Raw genomic sequence first — 24,529 nt, 5'->3', positions numbered from 1 at the left:
GTGCAGATATGTAAATGCGAAGATGTGCAAATGACTGTCAATCGGTTGGTATACTGACAATTTTGATTATTTGCATATCTGCACATCTAAAATAGCCCCCTCAAGCCATCAAATATGCTTTCAAAAAAGGTAGGTATGCTTAAACCATTATGATGGTTAAAGTATAGGAAGATGCAAAATATTACAGCGGCTATTATAATAAAGCGCTTAAATATATAGCCCAATAGTATCAAACCAATGGGTATGGCTATTAATAATATCCAGCTAATACGGATGGGGGTTATTTTGCCGCTATGCTTGTAAACGTAATATAATACCGAATGGGTGCCACTCTCATTAATGTGTTTAACATATAAAAAGCTTGATTTATCCAGCTTTTGGCGGTAAAAGGCCGTGCCTTTATCAAACACTAAATCCTGCTTAAAACCATTCAATGTAAAGTTGAATACCCCATTTACGCTTTCGCGGATATTTTCAGCAGAATCAACAGCTACTATAGCAATTTCATTTTCGGCAAAAGGATTTTCTTTAACTACAAAACGGTCAACCGATATAGTATCGGCAAAAGCAGTTGTAGTTATAAATAGTGGTAATAGGCAACTTAATAATATCCTTTTCATTATATATATGTTAGGCATTAAGCAATAAAAGTAGATAATACTTTTATAAAGCTGCTAACAAAAAAAAGCGCCCCGTGTTTTGGGACGCTTTTTTAATATGCTGTAGTAGTCAATTAGCTTGCTTTTGCAAACTCGCCATTGGCAATAATTTCAACTTCGTCGCTTATTGTCGCGTTACCAAAGCCTTTACCAAAGTTAAAGTCAGAACGTTTAATAGTTCCGGTTACTTTAAAGCCGGCATTTTCTTTTTTGTTACCTGAAGCAGGGATTGTACCACGGTGCCAAAAATCCATAGTAACTGGTTTAGTAACACCATTTAGTGTTAAATTGCCTGTTAATTTATATTTACCTGCACTAACAGGAGTAATACCGGTGCTTGTAAAATTCATGGTTGGGTTTTTGGTTACATCAAAAAAGTCGGCACTTTTAAGGTGCGTATCGCGACGGTCGTTATCCGTATCAACTGATGCGGTTTGCGCAACCAAAGTAACTTTAGCATCACTAAAATCAGGTTTTGCCGCTGCTATAGTCACATCAAAATCTTTAAATCTGCCGTCAACATCAGATACCAATAAGTGGGTAACGGTAAATTGTAAACGCGAGTGAGCTTTATCTACTTTCCAGGTAGATTGCGCCATAGCAGCTGTTGATAATAATGCTACTGTTAAAAGGGTAATGATCTTTTTCATGGTTTTTGAGTTTGTTTTTTAATTAAGCGACACAAAAATATATTTCTGAATTATAACCCAGTTAAATATTTGTTATAACATTTATTTTGTGACTTTATTATGTTATTCTACTTGTTGCCTTTTAAATAACGCTCCAAATACTCAAAACTTACATTTTTTATTAAAATTGAACTTTGCGAGTTATAAGCCGCGCCATGCGCGCCTTTAGGATATATCCGCAGGTCAGCATCTTTGCCGGCATCAGTTAAGGCAGTAAGTAACTGCATAGTATTAGCCGGGTGCACATTGTCATCACTCATAGAGTGTATTAATAATAACTTATCCTTTAAGTTAGCGGCGTGCGTCATGGTACTGCTTTGCTTATAACCTTCGGCATTGTCTGATAGTAAGCCCATATAGCGCTCGGTATAAATATTATCATATAAACGCCAATCAGTAACCGGCGAGTTGGCTATGCCTACTTTAAACACGCCAGGATGGGTAAGCAGGCTGTATATCGTACTGTAACCACCGTAGCTTGTGCCCATTATGGCCATTTTATCAGCATCAACAAAAGACATGGTAGCTAAATATTTAGTGGTTTCTACAAAATCGTTGGTTTCCCATTTACCCAGTTGTTTGTAAACTACTTTCATAAAAGCGCTGCCATAATTAGCCACACCGCGATTATTAATATTGGCAACTATATATCCGTTTTGGGCCAGCCATTGTTGCCAGCCATCGGTATAAAATTTATTAAATACATCGTGCGAGCTTGGTCCGCCATACACCGTCATGACCACCGGGTATTTTTTTGCGGGATCAAAGTTGAATGGTTTAATAATGTAACCATCTAAAACTACGCCATCGCTGGTTTTAAACTTGATTAGTTCGGGCGCAGAGTACATATGCGTACTTAAAAATGTATTTACAGCCGCGTTATCTTCCAGCATTTTTAGTTGTGTGCCTTTGTCATTACGCAAGGCTACATGGGTAGGCGTGCTGATATTGCTGTACTTATCAATATAATATTTGGTATCGGGTGACATATCAATCTCATGAAATCCTGATATGTCTGATAGCTTTCTTTTTTCGCTGCCATCAAATTTAATGGAGTAAAACTCCTGTTCTAAACCAGATGTTTCTGCTGATAGGTAATAAATGGTTTTGGTTTGCGGGTTAATGCCCGATACCTTGATCATATCCCAATCGCCTTTGGTAACCTGGTTGATCAGTTTGCCATCATAGCTGTAATGGTAGATATGAAAATATCCCGATCTATCTGACACATAGAAAAATTCTTTCGAGTTTTCCGGGAAGTAAACCATATCGTTTACATGGGTGTAAAAGTCATGTATGTCAATCCAGGTGTCGTTTTTTTCTTCCAGTACCACTTTTTTAGTGCCGGTTTTAACGTTAAAGAAGTATAGTTTTAAATGGTTTTGCGCACGGTTAAGCGTCATTACGGCCAATACATCAGGGCTGCTGGTCCAGTAAATACGGGGGATATAAAAATCGCCGGTTTCATCGGGCTTTACCCAAATCTTTTTACCGGTATTTACATCCACCACCCCAATACGTACGGTAGCATTTGGGTCGCCAACCTGGGGTATAGGTATTTGTATTTGTTCGCTGTGTAAGCCTTCAAAATTGGTCATCTGGAATATAGGCACTTTGCGCTCATCAAACTGCCAGTAAGCTATGTATTGATTATCCGGCGACCATTTCCAGGCCTGTGTTTCGCCAAATTCTTCCTCATAAACCCAATCATAGTGGCCGTTAAATATGGCATTTTCGCCTGTGGCATCGTTGGTAAGCTGTTTCTCCTTACCCGTAGCAAAGTCATATACAAACATATTGCCCCTACGCTCCATACCTATTTTTTTTCCGTTTGGCGATAGTTCAGCCGTACGTGCATCTTTAGCTGCCTGCTTTAATTTTTTGGTAGCCAGGTCATAAATAAAATAATCAGAAATACCCGAGTTACGGTACAACGGCCTGAAATTGGATTGAAAAACCAGGTATTTTGAATCCTGCGACCATTGGAAGGAATCATATTCAAAAGGCTTGGTAATGCCAGGGAAGGTAAAACCCTTATTGGTAAATATTAGTTCATCTTTTAAAGCACCCGGCTCCATCGAGCGTATTTCGTCGCCGGCTATGTACGAGTATTTTTGTCCGCCGTTAATCCAGTTTACACTTTCCGGGCCAGCACTGCCACGCAGTCTTGATGTGGCACGCAGGGCATCAGTTAATGAAGTATAGGGTGTTTTGGTTTGCGCCTTTAGGTCGCCAAAAATAAAGCTGCATACCAGCAGCGCGCCTAATATAAGGCGTGTGGTTTTGTTTGTCATATCAAATAATAAAATCAGCGTTTAAAGCTAACAGATTTATGGCATTTGAGCAATAATTAAAACTCCTTAGAGCTTTAAACGTATATTTACAGTAAACATATATACTATGATGTCAAAATCGCCCAAAGAATCATACACCATAATGAATGAACTGGTATTACCCAATGATACCAATATGCTGCATAACCTGATGGGCGGGCGCTTACTGCATTTAATGGATATTGCCGCGGCTATATCTGCCCAAAAACATTGCAATCATGTAGCGGTAACCGTGTCGGTTGATAATGTATCCTTTAAGCAAAGCGTTAAACTGGGCGATGTGATCACCATTGAAGCCGTAGTAACCCGTGCTTTTAATACTTCGGTAGAGATAAGGCTGAATGTTTGGGCCGAGAATATCCCATCGGGCACCCGCGTAAAAAGCAATGAGGCTTACTATACCTTTGTGGCATTGGATAAAGAGGGCAATAAAGTACAGGTACCCGAATTAGTCCCCGAAACTGCCGAAGAGATCGTACTATTTGATAGTGCCCTGCGTCGCCGCCAGTTAAGGTTAATATTAGGCGGTAAAATGAAACCCAGCGAAGCTACCGAGTTGAAAGCGTTGTTCTTTCCGGAGGATGTATAGTGTTCAATTTTGCGTAAATGGAACACTATGGAACATTTTAAATTGAGGTAGCGTATTCACTATCGCTATTAGTTAAGCGGGGCGGGGTAGCAATTTCGGACATGGCTGTATGCTGTTGACAATCAAAACGGAACTCAAAAAATGTAACCTTGGTATACACCGTTGGTAACGTTATTGAACTGGGTTATTTGACCAGAGGTTTGACTGTAGATATAACTTGTTGATGATGAACTACCTTTGGCCGTAAAAATGATCTTATCATTATCAGGAGCTAATGACATATAATGATATGTGTCGCTTCCGAATCCGGTGGTAATTGACACATCAGTATATTTCTTTGTAGCCAGATCAATAATGCGGCACTTTATTCCGTAATTAAGATAAAGCGCTATCAATTTCTTTCCATCGGGAGATATGCGCGCCTGTTGTAAACCAGGTATAGACTGGTCGGTATATAAAGCGTTTCTTACATCTCCATTGGCTGTTACGTCAAAATAATTAAGGCGTACAAAATTACTCAAATCAGAAAGCGCAACTACATACTTTCCATCGGCCGTAATATCACTTATACCCCTAAACACACCGCTAATTTTAGTTTCCCCTGTTCCGTTTTCATTAATGGAGTAAAGTTGGTAACTACCATCATTAAAGTCCCTATAAGCATAATAAATAATCCCATTGTTACCTATTTTCACCATAAGCGGATACACGTTGTTTTGTTTGTAGCTCTTTAAAACACGGTCATTACTTCCATCGGCTCCCGCAAGGTGTAACTCTGTTAAATACGCACCGGGTTCGCCTTTACGCAACAAATAAGCAATTTTGGTAACGGGTGTGTTGGCAGACACATCACCAATAAAAACATTTTTGCCCGCATCCTGCTGGTGGGCCACCAAGCTTTTGGGAGCCGTTCCATCTAAATTTTGACGAAGTATGCTTACGTTATCATTATCAACGGTATATACATTTAGCGTTCTTGGGGATGGTGTTTCGGGTGCGGTATTGTCGCCTTTTTTGCATGATAAAAGGCTTGTCACAATAAGTGCCAATGCTAAAATTCTTTTCATTGTTGTGTAAGGTTTAAATTAAAGGCCGGATGGCTTATAGCTGGCAAATTTAACTTTAATTCTGAGATTTAAAAAAACGGTTGCTTGCACAAGAATGTGCCCGCTTTTCTATGCTGTATTCTTATGCGAGGGAACACGCGGCACGCGTGCATCTACTTTTTAGTCAGCCCCGATTATGCTTGTAGTCTCCGACTATTTGTTACTACTTCAACTCATCCAATACCCTAAACATTTTATCCTTAATGCTTCGTGTAGAGCCATTATAGTTGCTTACAACAATAGAAAAGCATAACTGGCGGCCATTAGCGGTATGGTAGCCTGCATAGGCTTGCACGTTATGTATGCTGCCGCTTTTCATATGCATATTATTGTAAACGGGCAGGCTCTCGTAAAAATTATTAAACCAACTTTCTTTTTTGGCAGATTGCAGGATGGCGGCTATGGTTTGCGTGGTAATTTTATTGGCAGGAGATAAGCCGCAACCATCCGCTATATCCATCGAATTTGGATCAATGCCTTTAGCTTTCCAAAAGCTTTGCAGGGCATCAACACCGTTAAGGGTGGTAGCTTCTTTGCCGGTTTTTACGGCTATGGCTTTCAGCAACTCCTCGGCATACAGGTTAAGGCTTTTACGGTTGGTCCAGTACACTATTTTACTTAAATCGGGGGATAGCAGGGTAGTGAGGTTGGTGGCAATAGCAGGGGTAGCCTGCTCTTTGGCTACCAGGGTAATGGTTGATTCAGGCTGCCCGGTTATATCAAAGCCCAATCGTTTCAACGTATCTCTCAACCTATAAGCCGCATCATAGGCAGGATCAGGCAAAGCCGCACCCACACTTTTTTTAGACTGATCAACCGCGTACGTGCCACGCAGGTACATTAAATTGGTGCTACTAACCGGCAGGTAAGGGTAAGCATTATCACCCGTGCCTGCTGGGGCGTTGGTTAGTTCGCTTTTATAAGTTAAGTAAGGTGTGTTAGGTGTAGTGCCAGCAATAGTTATAGGAGTACCTACCGGGCCGGTTTTTAAATTAATATCAAACTGGTTCTCGCGCCAGCAAAGGGCGTTAACGCCTGCGCCGTAATAGGTTCCCAAATCCTGCACTATCCAGCCATCAGGTACAGCCTGTGTACCATAGGCAGTATCATCGCCAATAATGCGGCCATTAATTTTTTTTATTCCCGCTTTGCGGATGGAGGCTACCATTTGGTTAAGGATGTAATTCTCTTTGGTAGTTTCCCAACGAGGGCTGCCAAGGGTAGGGTCGCCGCCGCCTTTAATGATAATATCGCCATTGAGCACGCCATCAGTAATTGTTCCTTTATAACCAAACTGCGTTTGATATTTAAAATCTGCCCCTAAAACATTAAATGCGGTGATGCTGGTAACCGTTTTTAAGGTAGATCCGGGGGTTAAGCCCATATTGGGGTTGGCTGCAAATACCTGTTCGCCGGTTTTAGCATCCAGTACCGTTAATGATACGGAAGCATATTTACATTGCGCGTCGGCCTGCAAACGATTGAACGCGGTAGTAAGTTTTTGCTTGAGCGATTGTGCATCCGCGTAAGCGCAAATCAATAAAAAACTAAGTAGTACTAATCTCTTCATCCTTAATGTAACGTTTCGCAACGTAATAAATTGGTATGCCTGTTAAAACAATTATTAATCCACCCCATGAATATTGGGGTTTATAAACCAATAGCAAAATACAAAACGCCAGGCCCAATACAATATAAATAGCAGGCAGTACCGGGTAAGCAAAAGCTTTATACGGACGCTCGGCTCCTGGCCGTTTAACACGTAAAATAAATATACCTATGATGGTGAGTACATAAAACAGCACCGCTACTAATGATATCATATCCAGCAGGTCGCCATATTTGCCGCTCAGGCAAAGTATTCCGGCTACCAAACATTGTATCCATAAGCCAAACTCAGGTACGGCACTTTTGTTTAAAGTGCCCGTACGTTTAAAAAACAAACCATCTTTAGCCATGGTATAATAAACCCGCGCGCCCGACATGATCAACCCGTTATTGCACCCAAAGGTAGATACCATGATCATCAACGCGATAATTACCGTACCCACATTGCCAAATATCACCTGTGCCGCTGATACCGCTACGCGGTCTTTACTGGCGGTAGCAATTTCCTGTAAAGGCAAAACGCCTACATATACCAGGTTAATACTTACATAAACTACGGTTACTATCAGGGTGCCAAAAAATAAACTTAAGCCTATATTACGCTGTGGGTTCTTCATTTCGCCGGCTATAAAGGTTACATTGTTCCAGGCGTCGCTGCTAAAAATACTGCCTACCATGGCTGCTGCTATTGCACCTAAAGCCGCGCCCATAGCGTAAGGGGCAACACTGCCATCTTTATTTAACTGGTGAATATCCCAGGCGTTGGTCCAGTTAGCGGTCCATATATCACCTTTCAGCATAATAAAGCCAAACAATATCAAACCAAATAAACTGGCCAGTTTGGTAATGGTAAATGTATTTTGAACCAGTTTGCCGCTTTTCACACCACGGGTATTGATGTAGCTTAAAAATATGATCAGCACTATAGATACGCATTGCGCCGCGCTTATGGTGAAGTTGTAGGTACCAATAGTTGTATCAAACAAAATATTATCCTCGCTTACCGCAGGGATTAAATAGGCGGTAAATTTAGAAAAGGCCACCCCAACAGCCGCTATAGTACCGGTTTGTATCACCGCGAAAAAGCTCCAGCCGTATAAAAAGGCTATCAGTTTATTATATGATTCCTTTAAATAAACATACTGCCCGCCTGCTTTGGGAAACATGGCACTTAGTTCGCCATAACTTACCGCTGCGGTTAGTGTCATAAAGCCTGTAATTAGCCAAACCGCTATTAACCAACCCGCCGAACCCACATTGCGTATTATATCGGCACTTACAATAAATATACCCGACCCTATCATAGAGCCGGCTACCAGCATGGTGCCGTCAAGCAGTCCTAATTCGTGTTTTAAGTGTGGTTTTTTTTCCATTAAGGTATAAGCTTTAAAGTCATTAAACTTATTCAAAAAACTTTATAATTAGGATAGTGTACTAAGAAATTAATTTTGTTATTTTGCACGCCCAATTATAACGGCAAATTAAAATAATACACTAAATAATAATACTATATATATAACTATGGATTTTTTGTACACTAATCTAATCTATCTGATTCCTGTATTCGGACTAATCGGCCTGGTATTTATGGCCATCAAATCGGCATGGGTAACCAAGCAAGAAACCGGCGATGCTACCATGAATGAACTTGCCGGCTATATAGCCGCGGGAGCTATGGCATTTTTACGTGCCGAGTGGAAAATTTTAGCCTGGTTTGTGGCAGTTGCCGGTATTTTGTTGATGTGGAGCGGTACTACTGTTGCTACATCAAGCCCGGTTATTGCCATATCATTTGTTATTGGCGCATTCTTATCTGCCTTTGCAGGTTATTTGGGAATGCGCATTGCCACCAAATCAAACGTACGTACTACACAAGCAGCTAAAACCAGCTTAGCACAAGCACTTAAAGTATCATTTACAGGTGGTACGGTAATGGGTTTAGGTGTAGCGGGTTTAGCTATTGTTGGTTTAGGGTCATTATTTATTGTTTTTTACACCATGTACGTGGTTAATGTACAAGGTAGCAGCGTTAACGGTGAAGCTATGGCTAAGGCGTTAGACGTATTAGCAGGGTTCTCTTTAGGAGCGGAGTCTATCGCATTATTTGCACGTGTTGGTGGTGGTATTTACACCAAAGCTGCTGACGTAGGTGCTGACCTTGTGGGTAAAGTTGAAGCCGGTATCCCTGAAGATGATGTACGTAACCCGGCAACTATTGCTGATAACGTAGGCGATAACGTAGGTGATGTGGCAGGTATGGGTGCCGATTTGTTTGGATCATACGTAGCTACTATGTTGGCTACCATGGTATTGGGCCGCGAAATTGTATCAAACGATAACTTTGGTGGTATAGCCCCTGTATTATTACCAATGGTAATTGCAGGTTTAGGTTTAATATTCTCTATAGTTGGCGCTGCAATGGTCCGCATTAAAAGCGAAACCGACAGCGTACAAAATGCATTGAATATAGGTAACTGGGCATCCATCGTATTAACAGGTATTGCTACTTATTTTGTAGTACAATGGATGTTACCAAACGAAGTAATGCACTTAACCCGTGATATGGATGCTGATGGTGTTATTAAGGAAGGCTCGTTAGAATTTACTAAAAACGGTGTGTTTGGTTCTATCCTGGTAGGTTTAGTGGTTGGTACATTAATGTCAATCATTACAGAGTATTATACCGCAATGGGTAAGCGCCCGGTGTTAAGCATCATCAAACAATCATCAACCGGCCATGCAACCAACATTATTGGTGGTTTAGCTATTGGTATGGAATCAACCGTATTGCCAATTATAACCTTAGCGGCGGGTATTTATGGTTCATATTATTTTGCAGGATTATACGGTGTGGCTATTGCCGCTGCCGGTATGATGGCAACTACAGCTATGCAATTAGCTATTGACGCTTTCGGGCCTATTGCTGATAACGCGGGTGGTATTGCCGAAATGAGCCAGTTACCTCCGGAAGTACGTCACCGTACAGATAATTTAGATGCCGTAGGTAACACTACCGCGGCTACAGGTAAAGGATTTGCCATCGCTTCAGCAGCATTAACCTCACTGGCCTTATTTGCGGCTTTTGTGGGTGTTGCAGGTATCGAGCATATTGATATTTATAAAGCCAACGTATTGGCAGGTTTATTTGTGGGTGGTATGATACCTTTCATCTTCTCGGCATTATGTATTTCGGCAGTGGGCCGTGCAGCAATGGCAATGGTTGAAGAAGTTCGCCGCCAGTTCCGCGAAATACCGGGCATAATGGAATACAAAGCCCGCCCTGAGTATGAAAAGTGTGTGGAGATATCAACCAAAGCATCTATCCGCGAGATGGTTGCCCCGGGCTTGATCGCTTTAATTACACCTATCATCATTGGTTTTGCTTTTGGCCCTGAGGTATTAGGAGGTTTATTAGCAGGTGTAACCGTATCAGGTGTGTTGATGGGTATTTTCCAAAGCAATGCAGGTGGTGCATGGGATAACGCTAAAAAATCATTTGAAAAAGGTGTAGAGATCAACGGCGAAATGTTCTACAAAAAATCAGAGCCGCATAAAGCATCTGTAACCGGCGATACCGTTGGTGATCCGTTTAAAGATACTTCCGGCCCGTCGATGAATATCCTGATCAAGTTGATGTCTATCGTGTCATTAGTTATTGCACCTCACTTAAATCAGGAGGTTAATAACAGCCAACGTTTGCAAAACGAATTAAAGCTGCGCTCACATGTTATCACTACTCATGTAATTAAAGCTAATAAGCCGCTTTAAGTTATAAAGATCATATTTTGAAAGAGGCAATCCATTTGGGTTGCCTCTTTTTTGTTATTTGTAACGATATTAACTAACTGCCGTTCAACCTTACCGACATGTATTTTCAAATTAAATAAGTAAGTTTGGATTGATTAACTGACAAAATATATAAATTCATATTTCTATGAGATACAAAAAACCTCTCGACACCTTACTAAAGGAAGCCGCCGAAACCGGAGCCGGTACTTTAAAACGCACACTAAGCAGTTTTAACCTGGTAACTATGGGTATTGGCGCTATTATTGGTGCCGGACTATTTTCATTAACAGGTTTAGCCGCGGCAAATAATGCCGGGCCAGCTGTAACCATATCATTTATTATAGGCGCTATTGGTTGTGCCTTTGCAGGTTTATGTTATGCTGAGTTTGCCAGTATGATACCTATCGCGGGTTCTGCTTACACCTATTCATACGCTACCATGGGCGAGTTTGTAGCCTGGATAATTGGATGGGACCTGGTTTTAGAATATGCGCTTGGTGCTGCAACCGTATCAATTAGCTGGTCGCAGTACTTAATTAAATTTCTACACTATTTTGATATACTCATACCCCCGCAATTAACGATGTCCCCATGGGAGCAGGTAACCATGGCTGATGGCAGTATTGTACATGGTTATTTTAATTTACCGGCAGTTTTTATAATTGTTTGTCTTTCATTATTATTAATACGGGGGTCAAGAGAATCTGCTTTCGTAAATAACACCCTTGTTGTTTTAAAAGTGGCAGTTGTATTGGTTTTTATAGCGGTAGGATGGCAGTTTATCAACCCGGCTAACCACACGCCTTATATCCCTAAAAATACAGGTACTTTTGGTGAGTTTGGCTGGTCAGGTATCTTCCGTGGTGCGGGTGTTGTGTTTTTTGCCTTTATCGGTTTTGATGCCGTATCAACTGCAGCGCAGGAAGCGAAGGACCCTAAAAAAGGTATGCCAATAGGTATTATTGGATCATTATTAGTATGTACATTACTTTATGTATTGTTTTCACATGTAATGACGGGGATAGCTAACTACACAGAATTTAGAGACAGTGCCGCACCGGTTGCTATCGCTATTGCAAAAACGCCTTATGCCTGGTTGCAGGAAAGCATCATTGTAGCCATATTGGCCGGTTACACATCAGTTATATTGGTGATGTTAATGGGGCAATCGCGTATTTTCTTTACTATGTCAAAAGATGGTTTATTACCCCCCGTATTTTCTAAAGTTCACCCTAAGTTTCAAACTCCTTATAAATCAAACTTATTTTTCGCGGTATTTGTAAGCTTGTTTGCCGCTTTTGTACCGGTAAGCGTAGTTGGCGAGATGGTTTCTATAGGTACTTTATTCGCATTTGTTTTGGTATGCATAGGCGTAATGGTAATGCGCAAATCCGATCCTAATACACCGCGTCCTTTCAGGGCGCCATGGGTACCTTTTGTACCTATTGCCGGTATTTTGATCTGTCTGTCAATGATGGTTTCATTACCGGGTGATACCTGGATTCGATTAGCTGTTTGGATGGCTATAGGACTTATAATATACTTTGCATACAGCAAGCATCATTCACTCATCAGAAAGGGGATAGTAGCTGTTCCTAAAGACCCTGAGCCGCCAATGGCATAATACATATCAAAAAAAGGTTCTGGTTTTCAGAACCTTTTTTGTTTAAATTGCTTTAACTATTGCATATCATAAATACTAACCTTTATGCAGCCATTAAATTTTAAAGAGATACTATCCGTTACCATGATCCTCTTCGCGATCATTGATATACTGGGCACTATTCCGGTTGTTGTTCAAATGCGCCAAAGGGCAGGCCGTATCGAGTCGGAAAAGGCAAGCATAGTGGTATTGGTACTGATGATCGTGTTTTTATTGGTAGGTGATAAATTGTTAGATATTATTGGGTTGGATGTCGAATCGTTTGCCATAGCAGGTTCATTAGTGATATTTATCATCGCTATGGAAATGATATTAGGCATTAACCTGTTTAAAGCCGAAGATATGCCGCAAACGGCATCAATTGTTCCGCTGGCTTTCCCGTTGATTGCCGGGGCAGGTACTATGACCACCTTACTATCCTTAAAATCTCAATATGCAACCCAAAGTATTATAATAGGCATTTTCATCAATACCGTGTTTGTGTACCTGGTGCTAAAAAATGTGCAATGGCTGGAAAAGCTTTTTGGTAAAACCGGGATTGATATCCTGCGCAAAGCGTTTGGGGTAATTTTGCTGGCTATCGCTATTAAACTGTTTAGAAGCAATACGCATTTATAGTCCTAAATCATGGTTTACACAACTTAACACATTTTAGGGTTTACATATATTTAAATCTTTGATAATCAATGTTTTAATAAAATAGATTGCAAAAATGTGTAAACCATGATTTTGCTTCAATTTTGCTTCTTGCGCTCGTCTGCTACGAGTGCTTAACATGGTCAAGTATTTTCAATACTATTCGTAAATATCTTTCCTATGCCCAAGTGTGATAATATCTACAGTAAGTATATTATCAAAGATCTCATAAATTACCCGGTAATTTCCTACCCGTATTCTGTACCCATCTCTGCCTTTTAGTTTTCTATATCCATTTGGGCGTGGATCGGATGAAAGTTGTATTATGGCAATTTAAATGTTGGAGTAAAATGGCCCATTGATCTTTTCTAATTCTTTGAGCGCTTGTTTGCTAAAGGTTAAGGTGTAAACCATTAAACATTTATTTACGATTAGCTTCGATCAGTTTAAAAGCATCATCCATAGGTATACGTTCGCCGGTGTCGTTCTTTTTAGCTTCGTCGTATAAGCGAATATCTTCCAACTCATCTAACTCCTCCATCAAATTATCAAACTCATTTTGAGGGAGAATCACAAGGCTTTTTCCTGCTGTATCAGTAATGTATTGAGGATGTAGAATAAGCATAGCCTGTTATTTATTTAAACAAAAATAATCAATTTTAATAGATAAAAAAACTCCCCCTTTAGGGGGTTGGGGGGCTAAGTCGTGCCACAAACATCGTATCCGCCTTATGACCATAACCTTTTAGCACCTGCTTTTCTTCCAGCTTTAAGCCAACTTCCTTTACCAAATAATCAACTACATCTTCATTCTCTGCTTTAAAGGCCGAGCAGGTGATGTAAATTAATGGCTTACCGGGTTTTAGGTATTTAACCACGTTGGTGGCTATGGTTTTTTGTAGTTTTTGGAAGAATTCAATTTTATGCTCGTCAAACTGCGCTATCATTTCCGGCGTTCGGCCCCAGGTGCCTGAGCCGCTGCAGGGGGCATCCAGTATAATACCGTCAAACGCGTAGCTGTGCAAGGTTTGGTCCACATTTTGGGTTAGGTCAAGCACTTTCTTTTGATAACTCTTCAATCCCGCATTTTGAAAACGCTCATCCAGGTTAGCCAATACCGATTCGCGGATGTCGGACACCACTAATTTAATGGTCGGTTCATCTTCATGCAACAATAACGATTTACCGCCCGATGCCGCGCAGGCATCCCACCAGCTATCCCACTTTTGGGGCTTAAAGTAATTTACGGTTTGTTGTGAAGAATAATCCTGTACCTCAAACCAATGCTGGGTAGGGAAGAGGTTCTCTAACCGCGTACCGTTAGGTAAACTTAAGCAGCCATTGCCCTCATCCTTAAAAACAACTTCAGCCTTGTTTAATACGCCCTTTACCAAATGGTCATAGCCATTATGTACATGAATGTATAGGTCGGGCTGTATAAAAAACGACTTTAAAAATGCATCCTTATCAATATCTGTTGATACTTGCTTAACCCACGGAAATACATCCTCCAAAGTAAAATCAGGATGGGCCGCTTTAACCATCGCCAGTTTCTCTTCAATAGTAAAACCAACGCAGGCCGCCCACTCGGGTTTAAAATGCTGTAGAAAGGAGTTAAGCTGATTGTTGCATAAAAACTCGGCTACAAAAAGGCGTTCGTCACTCGGCAGGTTGGGTAAGGCTTTGCCTAACCTAAAATAGTTATACACCAACCTGTTGGCAATGCGCCTGTCGGTGGAGCCCATTTGCTTGTTTTGACGATAAAAGCCGGGTAGAAATTTGCCTAAAGGCGCTTCAGCCGGGTATTCATCAATAATGCGCTGAAACGTTTTAAGCTGGTTTATCGCCTTCATTTTACTTGCTTTAATGCAAAGTTACTGTACTTAAACACATTTACGTGTGTGTTTATCCATCCCAGGCCCGGTTTTTTTATAAAACGGAAAGAATTATGCATCCCGGTAAACTTATGCTCTCCCAGGTTTTTTAAACCATCGTTCTCCTTACCCAATAAATTGCCAAAGTACATACCCTCATCAAATCCTTTTATAGAATATTCAGAGGCCTCGGCTTTGAAGGTTTTACGGTAATTATTGGTAAATACTAACGTTGCTTCAGCTTTATAATCAATATGATCCCCGGATGTGATATGTGTATTTAAGTTTTGCAATAATTCGGTTTTTAAAAAGGACATATCTTTCCAGCTTGGGTGGCCAAAAACAATAACAGGGTACTTGTTACTTAACATTTCTAACGATTTTAAAGTTACCGTTAAAAAAGCCTGGTTGGTGGCAGGCACTACAAATACATTTGGTTCGGTTAATGAAAGTTGGGGTAATAGCGAGTTCAGGTTGCCCTTAACAACTGTTAATTGTTTAACCTGTATGCGTTTTTTACCCAGGCTGTCAATACCGGCTTTAAAAGGGGTAGCATATTCGTTATCGGCACTGTAGCCCGATTTGAGTATAAATACCTTTTTAGCTTTAATATCATTTACCACATAATCAGCAGCACCCCAGGCATGGTATTCCAGTGGTGTCATGGCAGTAACCAGGTTTTGATTTTTAAAGGTAGACGGTGCCGAAGCCGCCAATGGCGAAAGTATAGGTTTACGCGCGCTGGTTAAAACTGATGTAAACGATTTTAAACCCTCCGGAAACACCGGGCCCACTATCAGGTCGCTTGCCCTGATATCCGGGTTATAAGCCAGCGAATGCGATTGTGAGGGCAGATCGCGGGTATCATATAGCAATAGCCGGTAATTATATCCCTTAGCGGTTAACGAGTCAAGCGCCATTTTAAAGCCCTGGTAATAATCAACCGCTATGTTGGCTTGCTTTAAGGCAGTAGTGCTGTACCCTGTTTTTAAATAATCCAGCTCAAAAGGCAGCAGCAACGCTATGGTAGCAACTTTTGGGCCTGTTTTTACAGGTGCGGGTTCGGGTGCTTTTGCTACAGGTTTTTCAGCGGGCTTTACGGGCGCTTGTACAGGCTGCACTTTTGGCGAACAGGCAGCCAGTACAATTATCCATAAATAAAGTATCCACTTATTCCCACTCAATAGTGGCCGGTGGTTTTGAACTGATATCATATACTACCCGGTTAATTCCTTTTACGTTGTTAATGATCTCGTTGGATATTTTAGCCAGCAAGTCATAAGGTAAATGGCACCAATCGGCGGTCATCCCGTCTAATGATTCAACGGCACGCAGGCAAATAACGTTTTCGTAAGTACGCTCATCGCCCATAACACCAACAGATTGTACCGGTAAAAATATAGATCCGGCCTGCCATACTTTATCATAAACACCGGCCGACCGTAAATTGTTGATATAAATTGCATCGGCTTCCTGTAAAATAGCCACTTTCTCGGGCGTAACCTCGCCTAATATCCTGATAGCCAGTCCCGGACCGGGGAAAGGGTGGCGGCCCAAAATATTCGGATCGATGCCCAAAGCCTTACCTACCTTGCGTACTTCGTCTTTAAATAAAGTATTTAGCGGCTCAACTACCTTTAATTTCATAAAATCAGGCAAGCCACCCACGTTATGGTGCGATTTAATAGTTGCCGATGGTCCTTTAACCGATACCGACTCAATAACATCAGGGTAGATAGTACCTTGTCCTAACCATTTAACATCCTGTACCTCGTGCGCGGCATCATCAAATACTTCAATAAATACACGGCCTATGGCTTTACGCTTTTTCTCCGGGTCGGTCAATCCCGCCAAAGCATCATAAAAACGTTGCTTGGCATCAATACCTTTTATATTCAGGCCCATGTGCTGGTACGAATCCAGTACCGATTGATACTCATCCTTACGCAGCAAGCCGTTATCAACAAATATGCAATGCAGGTTTTTGCCAATAGCATGGTGCAATAACACCGCCGCTACTGATGAATCAACACCGCCTGATAAACCTAACACTACTTTATCATCACCTAATTTTTCTTTTAACTCGGCAACGGTAGTATCAATAAACGAATCCGGGGTCCAGTCCTGGCTGCAGCCGCAAATATCTACCAAAAAGTTATGCAGCAATTGCTTGCCGTCACTACTATGGGTTACTTCCGGGTGAAACTGTATGCCGTAAGTTTGGGTATCTTTAATATGGTAGGCAGCTACCTTAACGGTATCTGTACTGGCAATCACTTCAAAATCATCCCCTATACGTGCAATGGTATCGCCATGCGACATCCATACCTGCGAGTTTTGCGGGATCAGCTTAAACAAAGGGTTTTTACTGTCGATGTATTGCAGGTTGGCACGGCCATATTCGCGGGTGCTTGATGGTAATACCTCGCCGCCGTTAAAATGAGCCACATATTGCGCGCCATAGCACACGCCCAAAATAGGCAGGGTTTTATGGTAACGGGCAAACTCAAACATCGGCGCGTCTTCCTGGCGTACCGAATAAGGGCTGCCCGAAAGGATAATGCCTTTTACGCTGCTGTCAACATCGGTAAACTTGTTGTATGGGTGGATCTCACAGTAAATATTGAGCTCCCTGACACGGCGCGCTATCAGTTGGGTAAACTGCGAGCCGAAATCAAGAATGAGGATTTTTTCTTGCATGGGCAAAGATAGTTTTTTGATGGGATTTTTGAAGAGGTAATTTTTGGATTTGTAACGTTCGACTTGAAGTTAAAATTGGTCTTGGTTATTTTTAACAAACTCCATGTTTAATTGATTCAGGTCATCCTCATATTTAAAGAATTGTTGGTCAAGATTTTCCCACGGTTTACTGATCTCAGTTTCTATTTCGGCAATGATATCTTGACGCGTGCTCTGGTCTATAGGTACTTGTTGGTTAGGGAAAAAATTAATAGCTGCTTGTAAAATATCAACAGTTTTATGAGCTCCAATTTTTTTTAAAGTAGCAAGAGTTTCATTCGCGTACATGCCGGAGGAGTTATTAAAGTATTGACTGAATCCACCATTATTTATTTCTCGTTCAAACTCTTGGTTAAAGTAAAATGTTCTTTGCGGATCAGTTAAATTAGAAAGATTATCACCCCATTCGCAAAGTGCGCAAATGTAATTATCCAGTTCAATGATACTACTATTATCACTTGAAGCAAGAAGTTGTTGCATGTTAGGTTTTGAATTATTTGACGATATATTCGGTATAATTCTATCAGTCGAATCTTTATCCGAAAACAATCCTTTAATTGTATTTACTAAAGTAGTTAAGATATTTTTCACTTATTTCTTAAATTTAATTGAATGGATAAAGCATCTTCCTTTAAGGAAAGTACACCATTGTATTTTTTGGCATCAAAACAATTTGAAGTTTTCTCGTTATAGAGTTTTTTATCTATAGCCTTAATATCTTTTTTGCTTGCGCCGTTTTTTAATAAAAATATCATAGGTATAAATTATAATAACAAGTTTAGTGAAAAAAACGTTTATACCATTTATCTATATTTGATGATGTTTAAAAAAGTCGCGGTATTCTTATCCTTATTATTTATAGGTGCATTCGCCCACGCCCAAACTGCCGACCAGATTTATGATCAATACCTGGATATGGACATAGCCCGTAGTAACAAAGAATTGTCAAAGGCATTATTAATTGGCGAAAGCCTGTTATCCAATGCGAGCAAACTGCCCGCAAAAACCCGGACAATGTATTACAACAGTTTAGCAAAGTTGTATGAGGACAGCTATCAGACAGATCAAGCCGTAATTTATTACGATAAGGTATTAGCGGCATATCCTGATTATTATGTGCCGCACAGGGCTTTGGGATTTATCTACTACAATAAGTTTAGTGATGTTTCAAAAAAACTCCAGGGTGCAAAAATTGATGCCAAATTAATGGCAGATTATAAGGCAATGGTATTAAAAGCCCTGCCGCATTTAGAAAAAGCCGAGGCCTGCGACCCCAATGATGAAACACTGGATATGATCAAAACACTTTATACGGCCATTAATGACACCGCGGGTTTAAATACTTTAAAAAGCCGATTAGCCGGTTTAAGTAAAAACTGCTTAACGGTTTTGAGTGAGTAAGACGACTTAATTATAATGTCTATTTTTGTTTATGAGGTACGGATTAACTGAAAATGTAATTGATCAAATTGGCGGAATATTAAAAGAGTTTCCGGAGGTGGAGGCTGCTTTAATTTATGGTTCAAGAGCTAAAGGTAATTTTACGCCTTCATCAGATATTGATATGGTGTTAAAGGGTGATAATATTGATCTGCGCATATTAAACCGTATTATTCTAAAGTTGGATGATATGCTACTGCCTTATAAGATCGACCTTTCAATTTATGGTCATATAACTAATAATGATCTGTTGAGTCATATAGACCGTATCGGGCAAACTATCTATAGTAATACCCTTTCAGTTTCATAATCAAAGCAATTCGCTTTATTACTAATCCGCCATTTTTCTTAATTTCGCGGTTCAATACCTAATAACCCTAATAAGCATGGATTATCAATTTAAAGATATAGAGCAAAAGTGGCAGCAGTTTTGGGCCGATAACAATACGTTTAAAGCCGAAGATGCATCTGATAAGCCTAAGTATTATGTGCTGGATATGTTCCCTTACCCATCAGGTGCGGGGCTGCATGTGGGCCACCCGCTGGGTTATATTGCCTCTGATATTTTTGCACGCTATAAACGTTTAAAGGGTTTTAACGTGTTGCACCCCATGGGTTATGATAGTTTTGGCTTACCGGCCGAGCAATATGCCATACAAACCGGGCAGCACCCTGCGGTTACTACCGAAGCTAATATTGCAACTTATCGCCGCCAGTTAGACCAGATTGGTTTTTCGTTCGACTGGAGCCGCGAGGTACGCACCAGTTCGCCTGATTATTATAAATGGACGCAGTGGATATTTATGCAGCTGTTTAACAGCTGGTATAATAAGGATGCTGATAAGGCCGAGTCTATTGAAAAGCTGGTTGCTTATTTTGAAGCTAACGGTTCAAAAGGGGTTAACGCGGTTTGTGATGAAGAAGTGTTGGAGTTTACCGCCGCTGAGTGGAAAGCCATGAGCAGCCGTGAACAACAGGAAGAATTGTTAAAATATAGATTAACCTACCTGCGCGAAAGTACCGTAAACTGGTGCCCGGCTTTAGGTACGGTATTGGCAAACGACGAAGTAAAAGACGGCTTTAGCGAGCGCGGCGGTTACCCCGTTGAGCAAAAGAAAATGATGCAGTGGAGCATGCGCATTACCGCCTATGCCGAACGTTTATTACAAGGCCTGGATACCATTGACTGGCCCGAGCCTTTAAAGGAAATGCAGCGCAACTGGATTGGTAAAAGTATTGGTGCATCTGTAAGGTTCCCGTTGGAGAAATGTGCCCATAACCCGGAGCCGTCCGTGACATATATAGAAGTTTTTACTACCCGTGTTGATACTATATTTGGGGTTACATTTTTAGTGATTGCGCCAGAACATGAGCTGGTAGCAGAGTTAACTACTGATGCACAAAAAGCCGAAATACAGGCCTACATTGAGCAAACTAAAAAGAAATCAGAACTGGACCGTATGGCTGATGCCAAAACGGTTTCGGGTGCATTTACCGGAAGCTTTGTACATAACCCGTTAAATGACGAACTGATACCGGTTTACATTGCCGATTATGTTTTGGCAGGATACGGTACAGGCGCCGTTATGGCCGTACCATCAGGCGATCAGCGTGACTTTTTGTTTGCTAAACATTTTCAACTAAACATAGTACCCATACTGGATACCCAAAATATTACTACCGAGGCCGACCCCACCAAGGAAGGTAAATACATCAACTCCGATTTTATTAATGGCTTAACTTACAAAGAAGCTACCGACGCGGTGATAGCCAAATTGGAATTATTGGTTGCCGGCAAAGCCAAGGTAAACTTCAGGATGCGCGATGCCATATTTGGCCGCCAGCGTTACTGGGGCGAGCCGGTGCCGGTTTACTTTAAAGATAACCTCCCGCATTTAATTACCGAGCAGGAACTGCCTTTATTATTGCCCGAAGTTGATAAATACTTACCCACCGAAAGCGGCGAACCGCCTTTGGGCCGTGCAGACAACTGGACATACAAGCCCCACCCAAACCCTCCCCGGGAGGGAGGGCTTTCTGAGCATGCGGGTAATTATCGTGAAACTGCTGATCCTGTTTATTACGAACAGTTGAAAGATTTTAGTAGAGATAACCGCAAACAACCCACCGAAGCAGAAAACATACTTTGGCAATTATTAAGAGATAAGCAAATTGGATATAAGATAAGAAGGCAACATGCTATAAGCCAGTTTATAGCTGATTTTGTTTCGCTTGAAAAGGGTTTGGTTATTGAGTTGGATGGTCATCATCATAAGCAAATAGAAGAAGCAGACAAATTAAGAACAGATGCGCTTAATTATTATGGATTTGAAGTAATCAGATTTACTAATGATGAAGTTTTAAAAAGTCCTCAAGATGTTGCCGAAAAAATAAAGCAAAAGTTAAACACACTGCCTGAAAGAGACCAGTCAAAAATACTTGGAGAAGCCGATCAAAAAGTCTCCCCTACCGGGGGAGATTTAGAGGGGGCTGGTGGCTATGCATACGAACTAAGCACCATGCCGGGTTGGGCGGGTAGCAGCTGGTACTGGTACCGTTATATGGATGCACATAACGATAAAGCATTTGCATCCAAACAAGCTATTGAGTACTGGAAAGATGTTGACCTATACATAGGCGGCAGTGAACATGCCACAGGCCACCTACTTTACAGCCGTTTCTGGAACAAATTTTTAAAGGACCTTGACCTGGTAGTTGAGGAAGAACCTTTTAAAAAGCTCATCAACCAGGGGATGATACAGGGCAGGAGTAACTTTGTGTATCGTTTAATTGACGATGAAGGCAAAGGGACTAACACGTTTGTATCGCATGGGTTGATAGATCAGTACAAAACTTCACCATTGCATGTGGATGTAAACATTGTAGAGAACGAAGTTTTGAACCTGAACAAATTTAAGGAGTTCAGGCCTGAGTTTGCCGATGCTGAGTTTATATTAGAGAACGGCAAATACATCTGCGGGGTTGAAGTGGAGAAAATGTCCAAGTCCAAATTCAACGTGGTTAACCCGGATGACCTGATAGCCCGTTACGGCGCGGATACTTTGCGTATGTACGAAATGTTTTTAGGTCCGCTGGAGCAAAGTAAACCCTGGAATACTAACGGCATTGAGGGCGTATTTAAATTCTTACGTAAGTTTTGGCGCTTGTTCCATAACGACGCATGGGAGTTTAAGGTAAGCGATAACGAGCCAACCAAAGCCGAATTAAAATCATTGCATAAAATTATCCGTAAGGTGGAAGAAGATATCGAGCGTTTCTCGTTCAATACCTCAGTTTCTAGCTTTATGATAGCCATTAATGAATTAACCGACCTGAAGTGCAATAACAAAGCTGTTTTGCAGGATCTGGTTATTGTGCTATCACCTTATGCACCACACATTTGCGAGGAGTTATGGGTACAGTTGGGTAACGAGGCGGGTACATTATCGTATGCCGCTTATCCAAAATTCAACCCATCGTATTTGGTGGAGGATGAATTTGCCTACCCGGTATCTATCAACGGTAAAACAAAAATGAACCTGAACATCTCCTTAAGTTTAGACCAGGCCGAAATTGAAGCCTTTGCCTTAGCCAATGCCGATGTACAACGCTACCTGGATGGCAAAACCCCTAAAAAGGTAATTGTAGTGAAGGGGCGTATCATTAATATGGTGGTGTAAATAATAAACTATGTCATTGCGAGCGTAGCGTGGCAATCTCAAGTTTGCATAGTCTGAGATTGCTTCGTCGTCCCTCCTCGCAATGACATATCATTTTACTTTTGCTCCAAAAAATCCTGCACCAATAACGCGGTAGCTTCCGGTAGTTTACGGCCTTTTGCACTATCCATCTCCCCAAAAAACTGGCCATGCCCACCCGGTAGCACTATCAATTGCGCACCATTAATTAGGCTTGCCATATCCGCAGTATGTTTAACACTGATGACATCCTTATCCGCCACCATAAACAGGGCAGGGGCCTTAATGGTGCTTATGGCCGCATCGCTGATATCTTTAAAATCTATCATTCGTTGCTTGTCTTTATTAAACATGTTCAGCAAACCCGCTTCATTGGGGTTTACTTTCAGGTAGCCGTCTTTTAACGGCTGCGGCATAGTATCAAAAGCAGCAGTCTTCATAAAATCAAAAAAGCCGGTCATAAAACCCTCGCGTTTGGTAGCACCGGATATTACGATGATCTTATTCACCAATTGCGCATGCCTCATGGCAATCTGCAGCGTGGTTGTACCGCCATTACTGAAACCTAAAATATTTGCTTTGTCAACTTTAAGGTGGTTTAACAGTGCCGCCACATCATCCGCGTCCTGTTCAAAGCTTTCGGGCGCGTTCCTGTCGCTCGTGCGGCCGTGTGCCTGTAACTCCACGGCAATTACTTTATTGTTAGCGGCCAATAAAGGTAATAGTACACCAAATGAGGTTTCAATGGTCGAGCCGCCGCCGTGTATCAATACCAAGGGTATTTCGCCTTTGCCATGTATCTCGTAATACATATTAATGCCGTTTACCGAGGCATGTTCTGATGTTTCCATTTTATTGTTTTTTTGTGCCGATGCTTGTATGAGAGTAGTCAAAAAGATAACTATCAAAGCACGCCATTTTCTGTTCATTATTTGTTGATCTGGTTAGCTAAGTAAACGCTCAGTTTTTCGATGTTTTGTTTCAAGCCTTCAGCAGCATTATGCGCTTTGATGATGGCTTTCAATATCTCCGCCGAATCAAATAACATATGCCAGGTAATTCGAGTTTTATCGCCCTGCGCCTCAAAATCAATGGTAGCTGTAAAGTTAGGGTTAAAATGCTCGTAGCTTATTCGTTTGTGTTCAATTACCTCTTTATAGGTGCTTTTGTTCACGTAATCTACTCCGTCCGGGCCGTGCATGGTTAAATGAAATTGGCCGCCCGGTACCATATCCATAGTATAAACCGTATTGGTGAAGCCATTTGGTCCCCACCAGTTGGCTAAATGTTCGGGCTTGGTCCAAACTTCCCAAACCAGTTCAATAGGGAAATCAAGTGTACGTATCAATAATAATTCACGGTCTTTAGTGTTATTTTCCATGGTCGCGTTCTGCTTTAAGTTTGCCTAAATAAGTTTCTAAGTTGTCCAGTTTGTTTTCAAAATGCTTGCGGTAATTCTCCAGCCAAAGGGCTACTTCGTTAAGCGGCCCCATTTGTGCCTCGCAGATCCTTTCGCGGCCCTGCTTTTTTATTTTAAGCAGTTCGCACTCTATCAAAATTTTAATGTGTAATGATATGGCCTGACGGCTCACATCAAAGCTATCAGCAATGGTGTTTACATTAAGCGGTTTGTCGGCCACCAGGTTGATGATCTGGCGGCGGGTCGGGTCGGCAATAGCCTGGAATACATCTCTTCTCTGAATCAT

Annotated in this window: 23 protein-coding genes; 7 read left to right on the top strand and 16 right to left on the bottom strand. The window is 41.3% G+C overall.

Annotation, left to right across the window (positions count from 1 at the left end; all coding sequences use genetic code 11):
• Positions 1-86 precede the first annotated feature (86 nt).
• The 3 genes from ACYVJ6_RS10685 to ACYVJ6_RS10675 form a co-directional block, all read right to left on the bottom strand.
• Positions 87-620 carry a hypothetical protein gene (locus ACYVJ6_RS10685; protein WP_460694052.1) on the bottom strand — a complete coding sequence of 178 codons (534 nt, stop codon included), beginning with the start codon at positions 618-620 and terminating at the stop codon, positions 87-89.
• A gap of 113 nt (positions 621-733) precedes the next feature.
• On the bottom strand, positions 734-1,309 hold the full coding sequence (locus ACYVJ6_RS10680) for a YceI family protein (RefSeq protein ID WP_460694051.1): 576 nt from the start codon (positions 1,307-1,309) through the stop codon (positions 734-736).
• 107 nt (positions 1,310-1,416) lie between these two features.
• A complete protein-coding gene (locus tag ACYVJ6_RS10675; RefSeq protein ID WP_460694050.1) occupies positions 1,417-3,642 on the bottom strand; it encodes a S9 family peptidase in 2,226 nt (741 codons plus the stop codon).
• 106 nt (positions 3,643-3,748) lie between these two features.
• On the opposite strand from ACYVJ6_RS10675, the gene ACYVJ6_RS10670 reads away from it, so the two are divergent.
• Positions 3,749-4,270, top strand: a complete 522-nt coding sequence (locus tag ACYVJ6_RS10670) for an acyl-CoA thioesterase (RefSeq protein ID WP_460694049.1) — start codon at positions 3,749-3,751, stop codon at positions 4,268-4,270.
• 134 nt (positions 4,271-4,404) lie between these two features.
• Here ACYVJ6_RS10670 and ACYVJ6_RS10665 read toward each other — a convergent pair whose 3' ends face one another.
• From ACYVJ6_RS10665 to ACYVJ6_RS10655, 3 genes are all read right to left on the bottom strand, one after another.
• Complete coding sequence (locus ACYVJ6_RS10665; protein ID WP_460694048.1) at positions 4,405-5,337, bottom strand: TolB-like translocation protein; 933 nt, start codon at positions 5,335-5,337, stop codon at positions 4,405-4,407.
• Positions 5,338-5,539: 202 nt separating this feature from the next.
• Positions 5,540-6,946, bottom strand: coding sequence for a D-alanyl-D-alanine carboxypeptidase/D-alanyl-D-alanine endopeptidase (dacB, locus tag ACYVJ6_RS10660; protein ID WP_460694047.1), 1,407 nt, complete (start codon positions 6,944-6,946; stop codon positions 5,540-5,542).
• The gene (locus ACYVJ6_RS10655) at positions 6,924-8,357 is read right to left on the bottom strand and encodes an APC family permease (RefSeq protein ID WP_460694046.1); all 1,434 of its coding nucleotides are present in this window, start codon (positions 8,355-8,357) and stop codon (positions 6,924-6,926) included. Before ACYVJ6_RS10655 ends, dacB begins: the two co-directional genes overlap by 23 nt.
• 148 nt (positions 8,358-8,505) lie before the next feature.
• Here ACYVJ6_RS10655 and ACYVJ6_RS10650 point away from each other — a divergent pair, with 148 nt between their 5' ends.
• The 3 genes from ACYVJ6_RS10650 (at position 8,506) to ACYVJ6_RS10640 (ending at position 13,054) form a co-directional block, all read left to right on the top strand.
• Positions 8,506-10,752 carry a sodium-translocating pyrophosphatase gene (locus ACYVJ6_RS10650; protein ID WP_460694045.1) on the top strand — a complete coding sequence of 749 codons (2,247 nt, stop codon included), beginning with the start codon at positions 8,506-8,508 and terminating at the stop codon, positions 10,750-10,752.
• 166 nt (positions 10,753-10,918) lie between these two features.
• Positions 10,919-12,397, top strand: coding sequence for an amino acid permease (locus ACYVJ6_RS10645; RefSeq protein WP_460694044.1), 1,479 nt, complete (start codon positions 10,919-10,921; stop codon positions 12,395-12,397).
• An 84-nt stretch (positions 12,398-12,481) separates the two neighbouring features.
• Positions 12,482-13,054 carry a MarC family protein gene (locus ACYVJ6_RS10640; RefSeq protein ID WP_460694043.1) on the top strand — a complete coding sequence of 191 codons (573 nt, stop codon included), beginning with the start codon at positions 12,482-12,484 and terminating at the stop codon, positions 13,052-13,054.
• Between the two features lie 177 nt (positions 13,055-13,231).
• Here the strand turns inward: ACYVJ6_RS10640 and ACYVJ6_RS10635 are convergent, their stop codons facing one another.
• From ACYVJ6_RS10635 to ACYVJ6_RS10605, 7 genes are all read right to left on the bottom strand, one after another.
• Positions 13,232-13,396, bottom strand: coding sequence for a type II toxin-antitoxin system RelE family toxin (locus ACYVJ6_RS10635; protein WP_460694625.1), 165 nt, complete (start codon positions 13,394-13,396; stop codon positions 13,232-13,234).
• Positions 13,397-13,493: 97 nt separating this feature from the next.
• Positions 13,494-13,697, bottom strand: coding sequence for a hypothetical protein (locus ACYVJ6_RS10630; RefSeq protein WP_460694042.1), 204 nt, complete (start codon positions 13,695-13,697; stop codon positions 13,494-13,496).
• Between the two features lie 58 nt (positions 13,698-13,755).
• Complete coding sequence (locus ACYVJ6_RS10625; RefSeq protein WP_460694041.1) at positions 13,756-14,925, bottom strand: RsmB/NOP family class I SAM-dependent RNA methyltransferase; 1,170 nt, start codon at positions 14,923-14,925, stop codon at positions 13,756-13,758.
• Positions 14,922-16,130: an ABC transporter substrate-binding protein gene (locus ACYVJ6_RS10620; protein ID WP_460694040.1), complete on the bottom strand. Its 1,209-nt coding sequence runs from the start codon at positions 16,128-16,130 to the stop codon at positions 14,922-14,924. Before ACYVJ6_RS10620 ends, ACYVJ6_RS10625 begins: the two co-directional genes overlap by 4 nt.
• Entirely contained in the window at positions 16,117-17,646 is a 1,530-nt protein-coding gene (guaA, locus tag ACYVJ6_RS10615; protein ID WP_460694039.1) for a glutamine-hydrolyzing GMP synthase, read from the bottom strand. The genes ACYVJ6_RS10620 and guaA overlap by 14 nt, the downstream gene beginning before the upstream one ends.
• Positions 17,647-17,715: 69 nt before the next feature.
• The gene (locus tag ACYVJ6_RS10610) at positions 17,716-18,276 is read right to left on the bottom strand and encodes a DMP19 family protein (RefSeq protein ID WP_460694038.1); all 561 of its coding nucleotides are present in this window, start codon (positions 18,274-18,276) and stop codon (positions 17,716-17,718) included.
• Positions 18,273-18,440: a hypothetical protein gene (locus tag ACYVJ6_RS10605; protein WP_460694037.1), complete on the bottom strand. Its 168-nt coding sequence runs from the start codon at positions 18,438-18,440 to the stop codon at positions 18,273-18,275. Before ACYVJ6_RS10605 ends, ACYVJ6_RS10610 begins: the two co-directional genes overlap by 4 nt.
• A gap of 61 nt (positions 18,441-18,501) precedes the next feature.
• Between ACYVJ6_RS10605 and ACYVJ6_RS10600 the strand changes: the two genes are divergently transcribed.
• The 3 genes from ACYVJ6_RS10600 to ACYVJ6_RS10590 all read left to right on the top strand — a co-directional run bounded on the left by ACYVJ6_RS10600 (position 18,502) and on the right by ACYVJ6_RS10590 (position 22,805).
• Complete coding sequence (locus ACYVJ6_RS10600) at positions 18,502-19,086, top strand: hypothetical protein (RefSeq protein WP_460694036.1); 585 nt, start codon at positions 18,502-18,504, stop codon at positions 19,084-19,086.
• A gap of 31 nt (positions 19,087-19,117) precedes the next feature.
• The gene (locus ACYVJ6_RS10595) at positions 19,118-19,435 is read left to right on the top strand and encodes a nucleotidyltransferase domain-containing protein (RefSeq protein WP_460694035.1); all 318 of its coding nucleotides are present in this window, start codon (positions 19,118-19,120) and stop codon (positions 19,433-19,435) included.
• A 76-nt stretch (positions 19,436-19,511) separates the two neighbouring features.
• Positions 19,512-22,805 (top strand): leucine--tRNA ligase, encoded by a 3,294-nt coding sequence (locus tag ACYVJ6_RS10590; RefSeq protein WP_460694034.1) that lies wholly within the window; start codon positions 19,512-19,514, stop codon positions 22,803-22,805.
• Between the two features lie 95 nt (positions 22,806-22,900).
• Here ACYVJ6_RS10590 and ACYVJ6_RS10585 read toward each other — a convergent pair whose 3' ends face one another.
• The 3 genes from ACYVJ6_RS10585 to ACYVJ6_RS10575 are packed head-to-tail and all read right to left on the bottom strand — an operon-like array spanning position 22,901 to position 24,529.
• Positions 22,901-23,752, bottom strand: a complete 852-nt coding sequence (locus ACYVJ6_RS10585; protein ID WP_460694033.1) for an alpha/beta fold hydrolase — start codon at positions 23,750-23,752, stop codon at positions 22,901-22,903.
• Entirely contained in the window at positions 23,752-24,204 is a 453-nt protein-coding gene (locus ACYVJ6_RS10580; RefSeq protein ID WP_460694032.1) for an SRPBCC domain-containing protein, read from the bottom strand. The genes ACYVJ6_RS10585 and ACYVJ6_RS10580 overlap by 1 nt, the downstream gene beginning before the upstream one ends.
• Positions 24,194-24,529 carry an ArsR/SmtB family transcription factor gene (locus ACYVJ6_RS10575; RefSeq protein ID WP_460694031.1) on the bottom strand — a complete coding sequence of 112 codons (336 nt, stop codon included), beginning with the start codon at positions 24,527-24,529 and terminating at the stop codon, positions 24,194-24,196. The genes ACYVJ6_RS10580 and ACYVJ6_RS10575 overlap by 11 nt, the downstream gene beginning before the upstream one ends.

Source organism: Mucilaginibacter puniceus (assembly GCF_054783175.1).
Note: the sequence above shows the minus strand (reverse complement) of the source record. Positions and strands in the feature narration are given on the sequence as shown.

Bases quoted from the DNA above. Each gene is read 5' to 3' on its own strand.
- ACYVJ6_RS10680 (WP_460694051.1), bottom strand. From the start codon at position 1,309: ATGAAAAAGATCATTACCCTTTTAACAGTAGCATTATTATCAACAGCT.
- ACYVJ6_RS10595 (WP_460694035.1), top strand. From the start codon at position 19,118: ATGAGGTACGGATTAACTGAAAATGTAATTGATCAAATTGGCGGAATA.
- ACYVJ6_RS10585 (WP_460694033.1), bottom strand. From the start codon at position 23,752: ATGAACAGAAAATGGCGTGCTTTGATAGTTATCTTTTTGACTACTCTC.
- ACYVJ6_RS10605 (WP_460694037.1), bottom strand. From the start codon at position 18,440: ATGATATTTTTATTAAAAAACGGCGCAAGCAAAAAAGATATTAAGGCT.
- ACYVJ6_RS10670 (WP_460694049.1), top strand. From the start codon at position 3,749: ATGATGTCAAAATCGCCCAAAGAATCATACACCATAATGAATGAACTG.
- ACYVJ6_RS10600 (WP_460694036.1), top strand. From the start codon at position 18,502: ATGATGTTTAAAAAAGTCGCGGTATTCTTATCCTTATTATTTATAGGT.
- ACYVJ6_RS10575 (WP_460694031.1), bottom strand. From the start codon at position 24,529: ATGATTCAGAGAAGAGATGTATTCCAGGCTATTGCCGACCCGACCCGC.
- dacB (WP_460694047.1), bottom strand. From the start codon at position 6,946: ATGAAGAGATTAGTACTACTTAGTTTTTTATTGATTTGCGCTTACGCG.
- ACYVJ6_RS10675 (WP_460694050.1), bottom strand. From the start codon at position 3,642: ATGACAAACAAAACCACACGCCTTATATTAGGCGCGCTGCTGGTATGC.
- ACYVJ6_RS10580 (WP_460694032.1), bottom strand. From the start codon at position 24,204: ATGGAAAATAACACTAAAGACCGTGAATTATTATTGATACGTACACTT.
- ACYVJ6_RS10625 (WP_460694041.1), bottom strand. From the start codon at position 14,925: ATGAAGGCGATAAACCAGCTTAAAACGTTTCAGCGCATTATTGATGAA.
- ACYVJ6_RS10685 (WP_460694052.1), bottom strand. From the start codon at position 620: ATGAAAAGGATATTATTAAGTTGCCTATTACCACTATTTATAACTACA.
- ACYVJ6_RS10645 (WP_460694044.1), top strand. From the start codon at position 10,919: ATGAGATACAAAAAACCTCTCGACACCTTACTAAAGGAAGCCGCCGAA.
- ACYVJ6_RS10655 (WP_460694046.1), bottom strand. From the start codon at position 8,357: ATGGAAAAAAAACCACACTTAAAACACGAATTAGGACTGCTTGACGGC.
- ACYVJ6_RS10590 (WP_460694034.1), top strand. From the start codon at position 19,512: ATGGATTATCAATTTAAAGATATAGAGCAAAAGTGGCAGCAGTTTTGG.
- ACYVJ6_RS10640 (WP_460694043.1), top strand. From the start codon at position 12,482: ATGCAGCCATTAAATTTTAAAGAGATACTATCCGTTACCATGATCCTC.
- ACYVJ6_RS10665 (WP_460694048.1), bottom strand. From the start codon at position 5,337: ATGAAAAGAATTTTAGCATTGGCACTTATTGTGACAAGCCTTTTATCA.
- ACYVJ6_RS10650 (WP_460694045.1), top strand. From the start codon at position 8,506: ATGGATTTTTTGTACACTAATCTAATCTATCTGATTCCTGTATTCGGA.
- ACYVJ6_RS10630 (WP_460694042.1), bottom strand. From the start codon at position 13,697: ATGCTTATTCTACATCCTCAATACATTACTGATACAGCAGGAAAAAGC.
- guaA (WP_460694039.1), bottom strand. From the start codon at position 17,646: ATGCAAGAAAAAATCCTCATTCTTGATTTCGGCTCGCAGTTTACCCAA.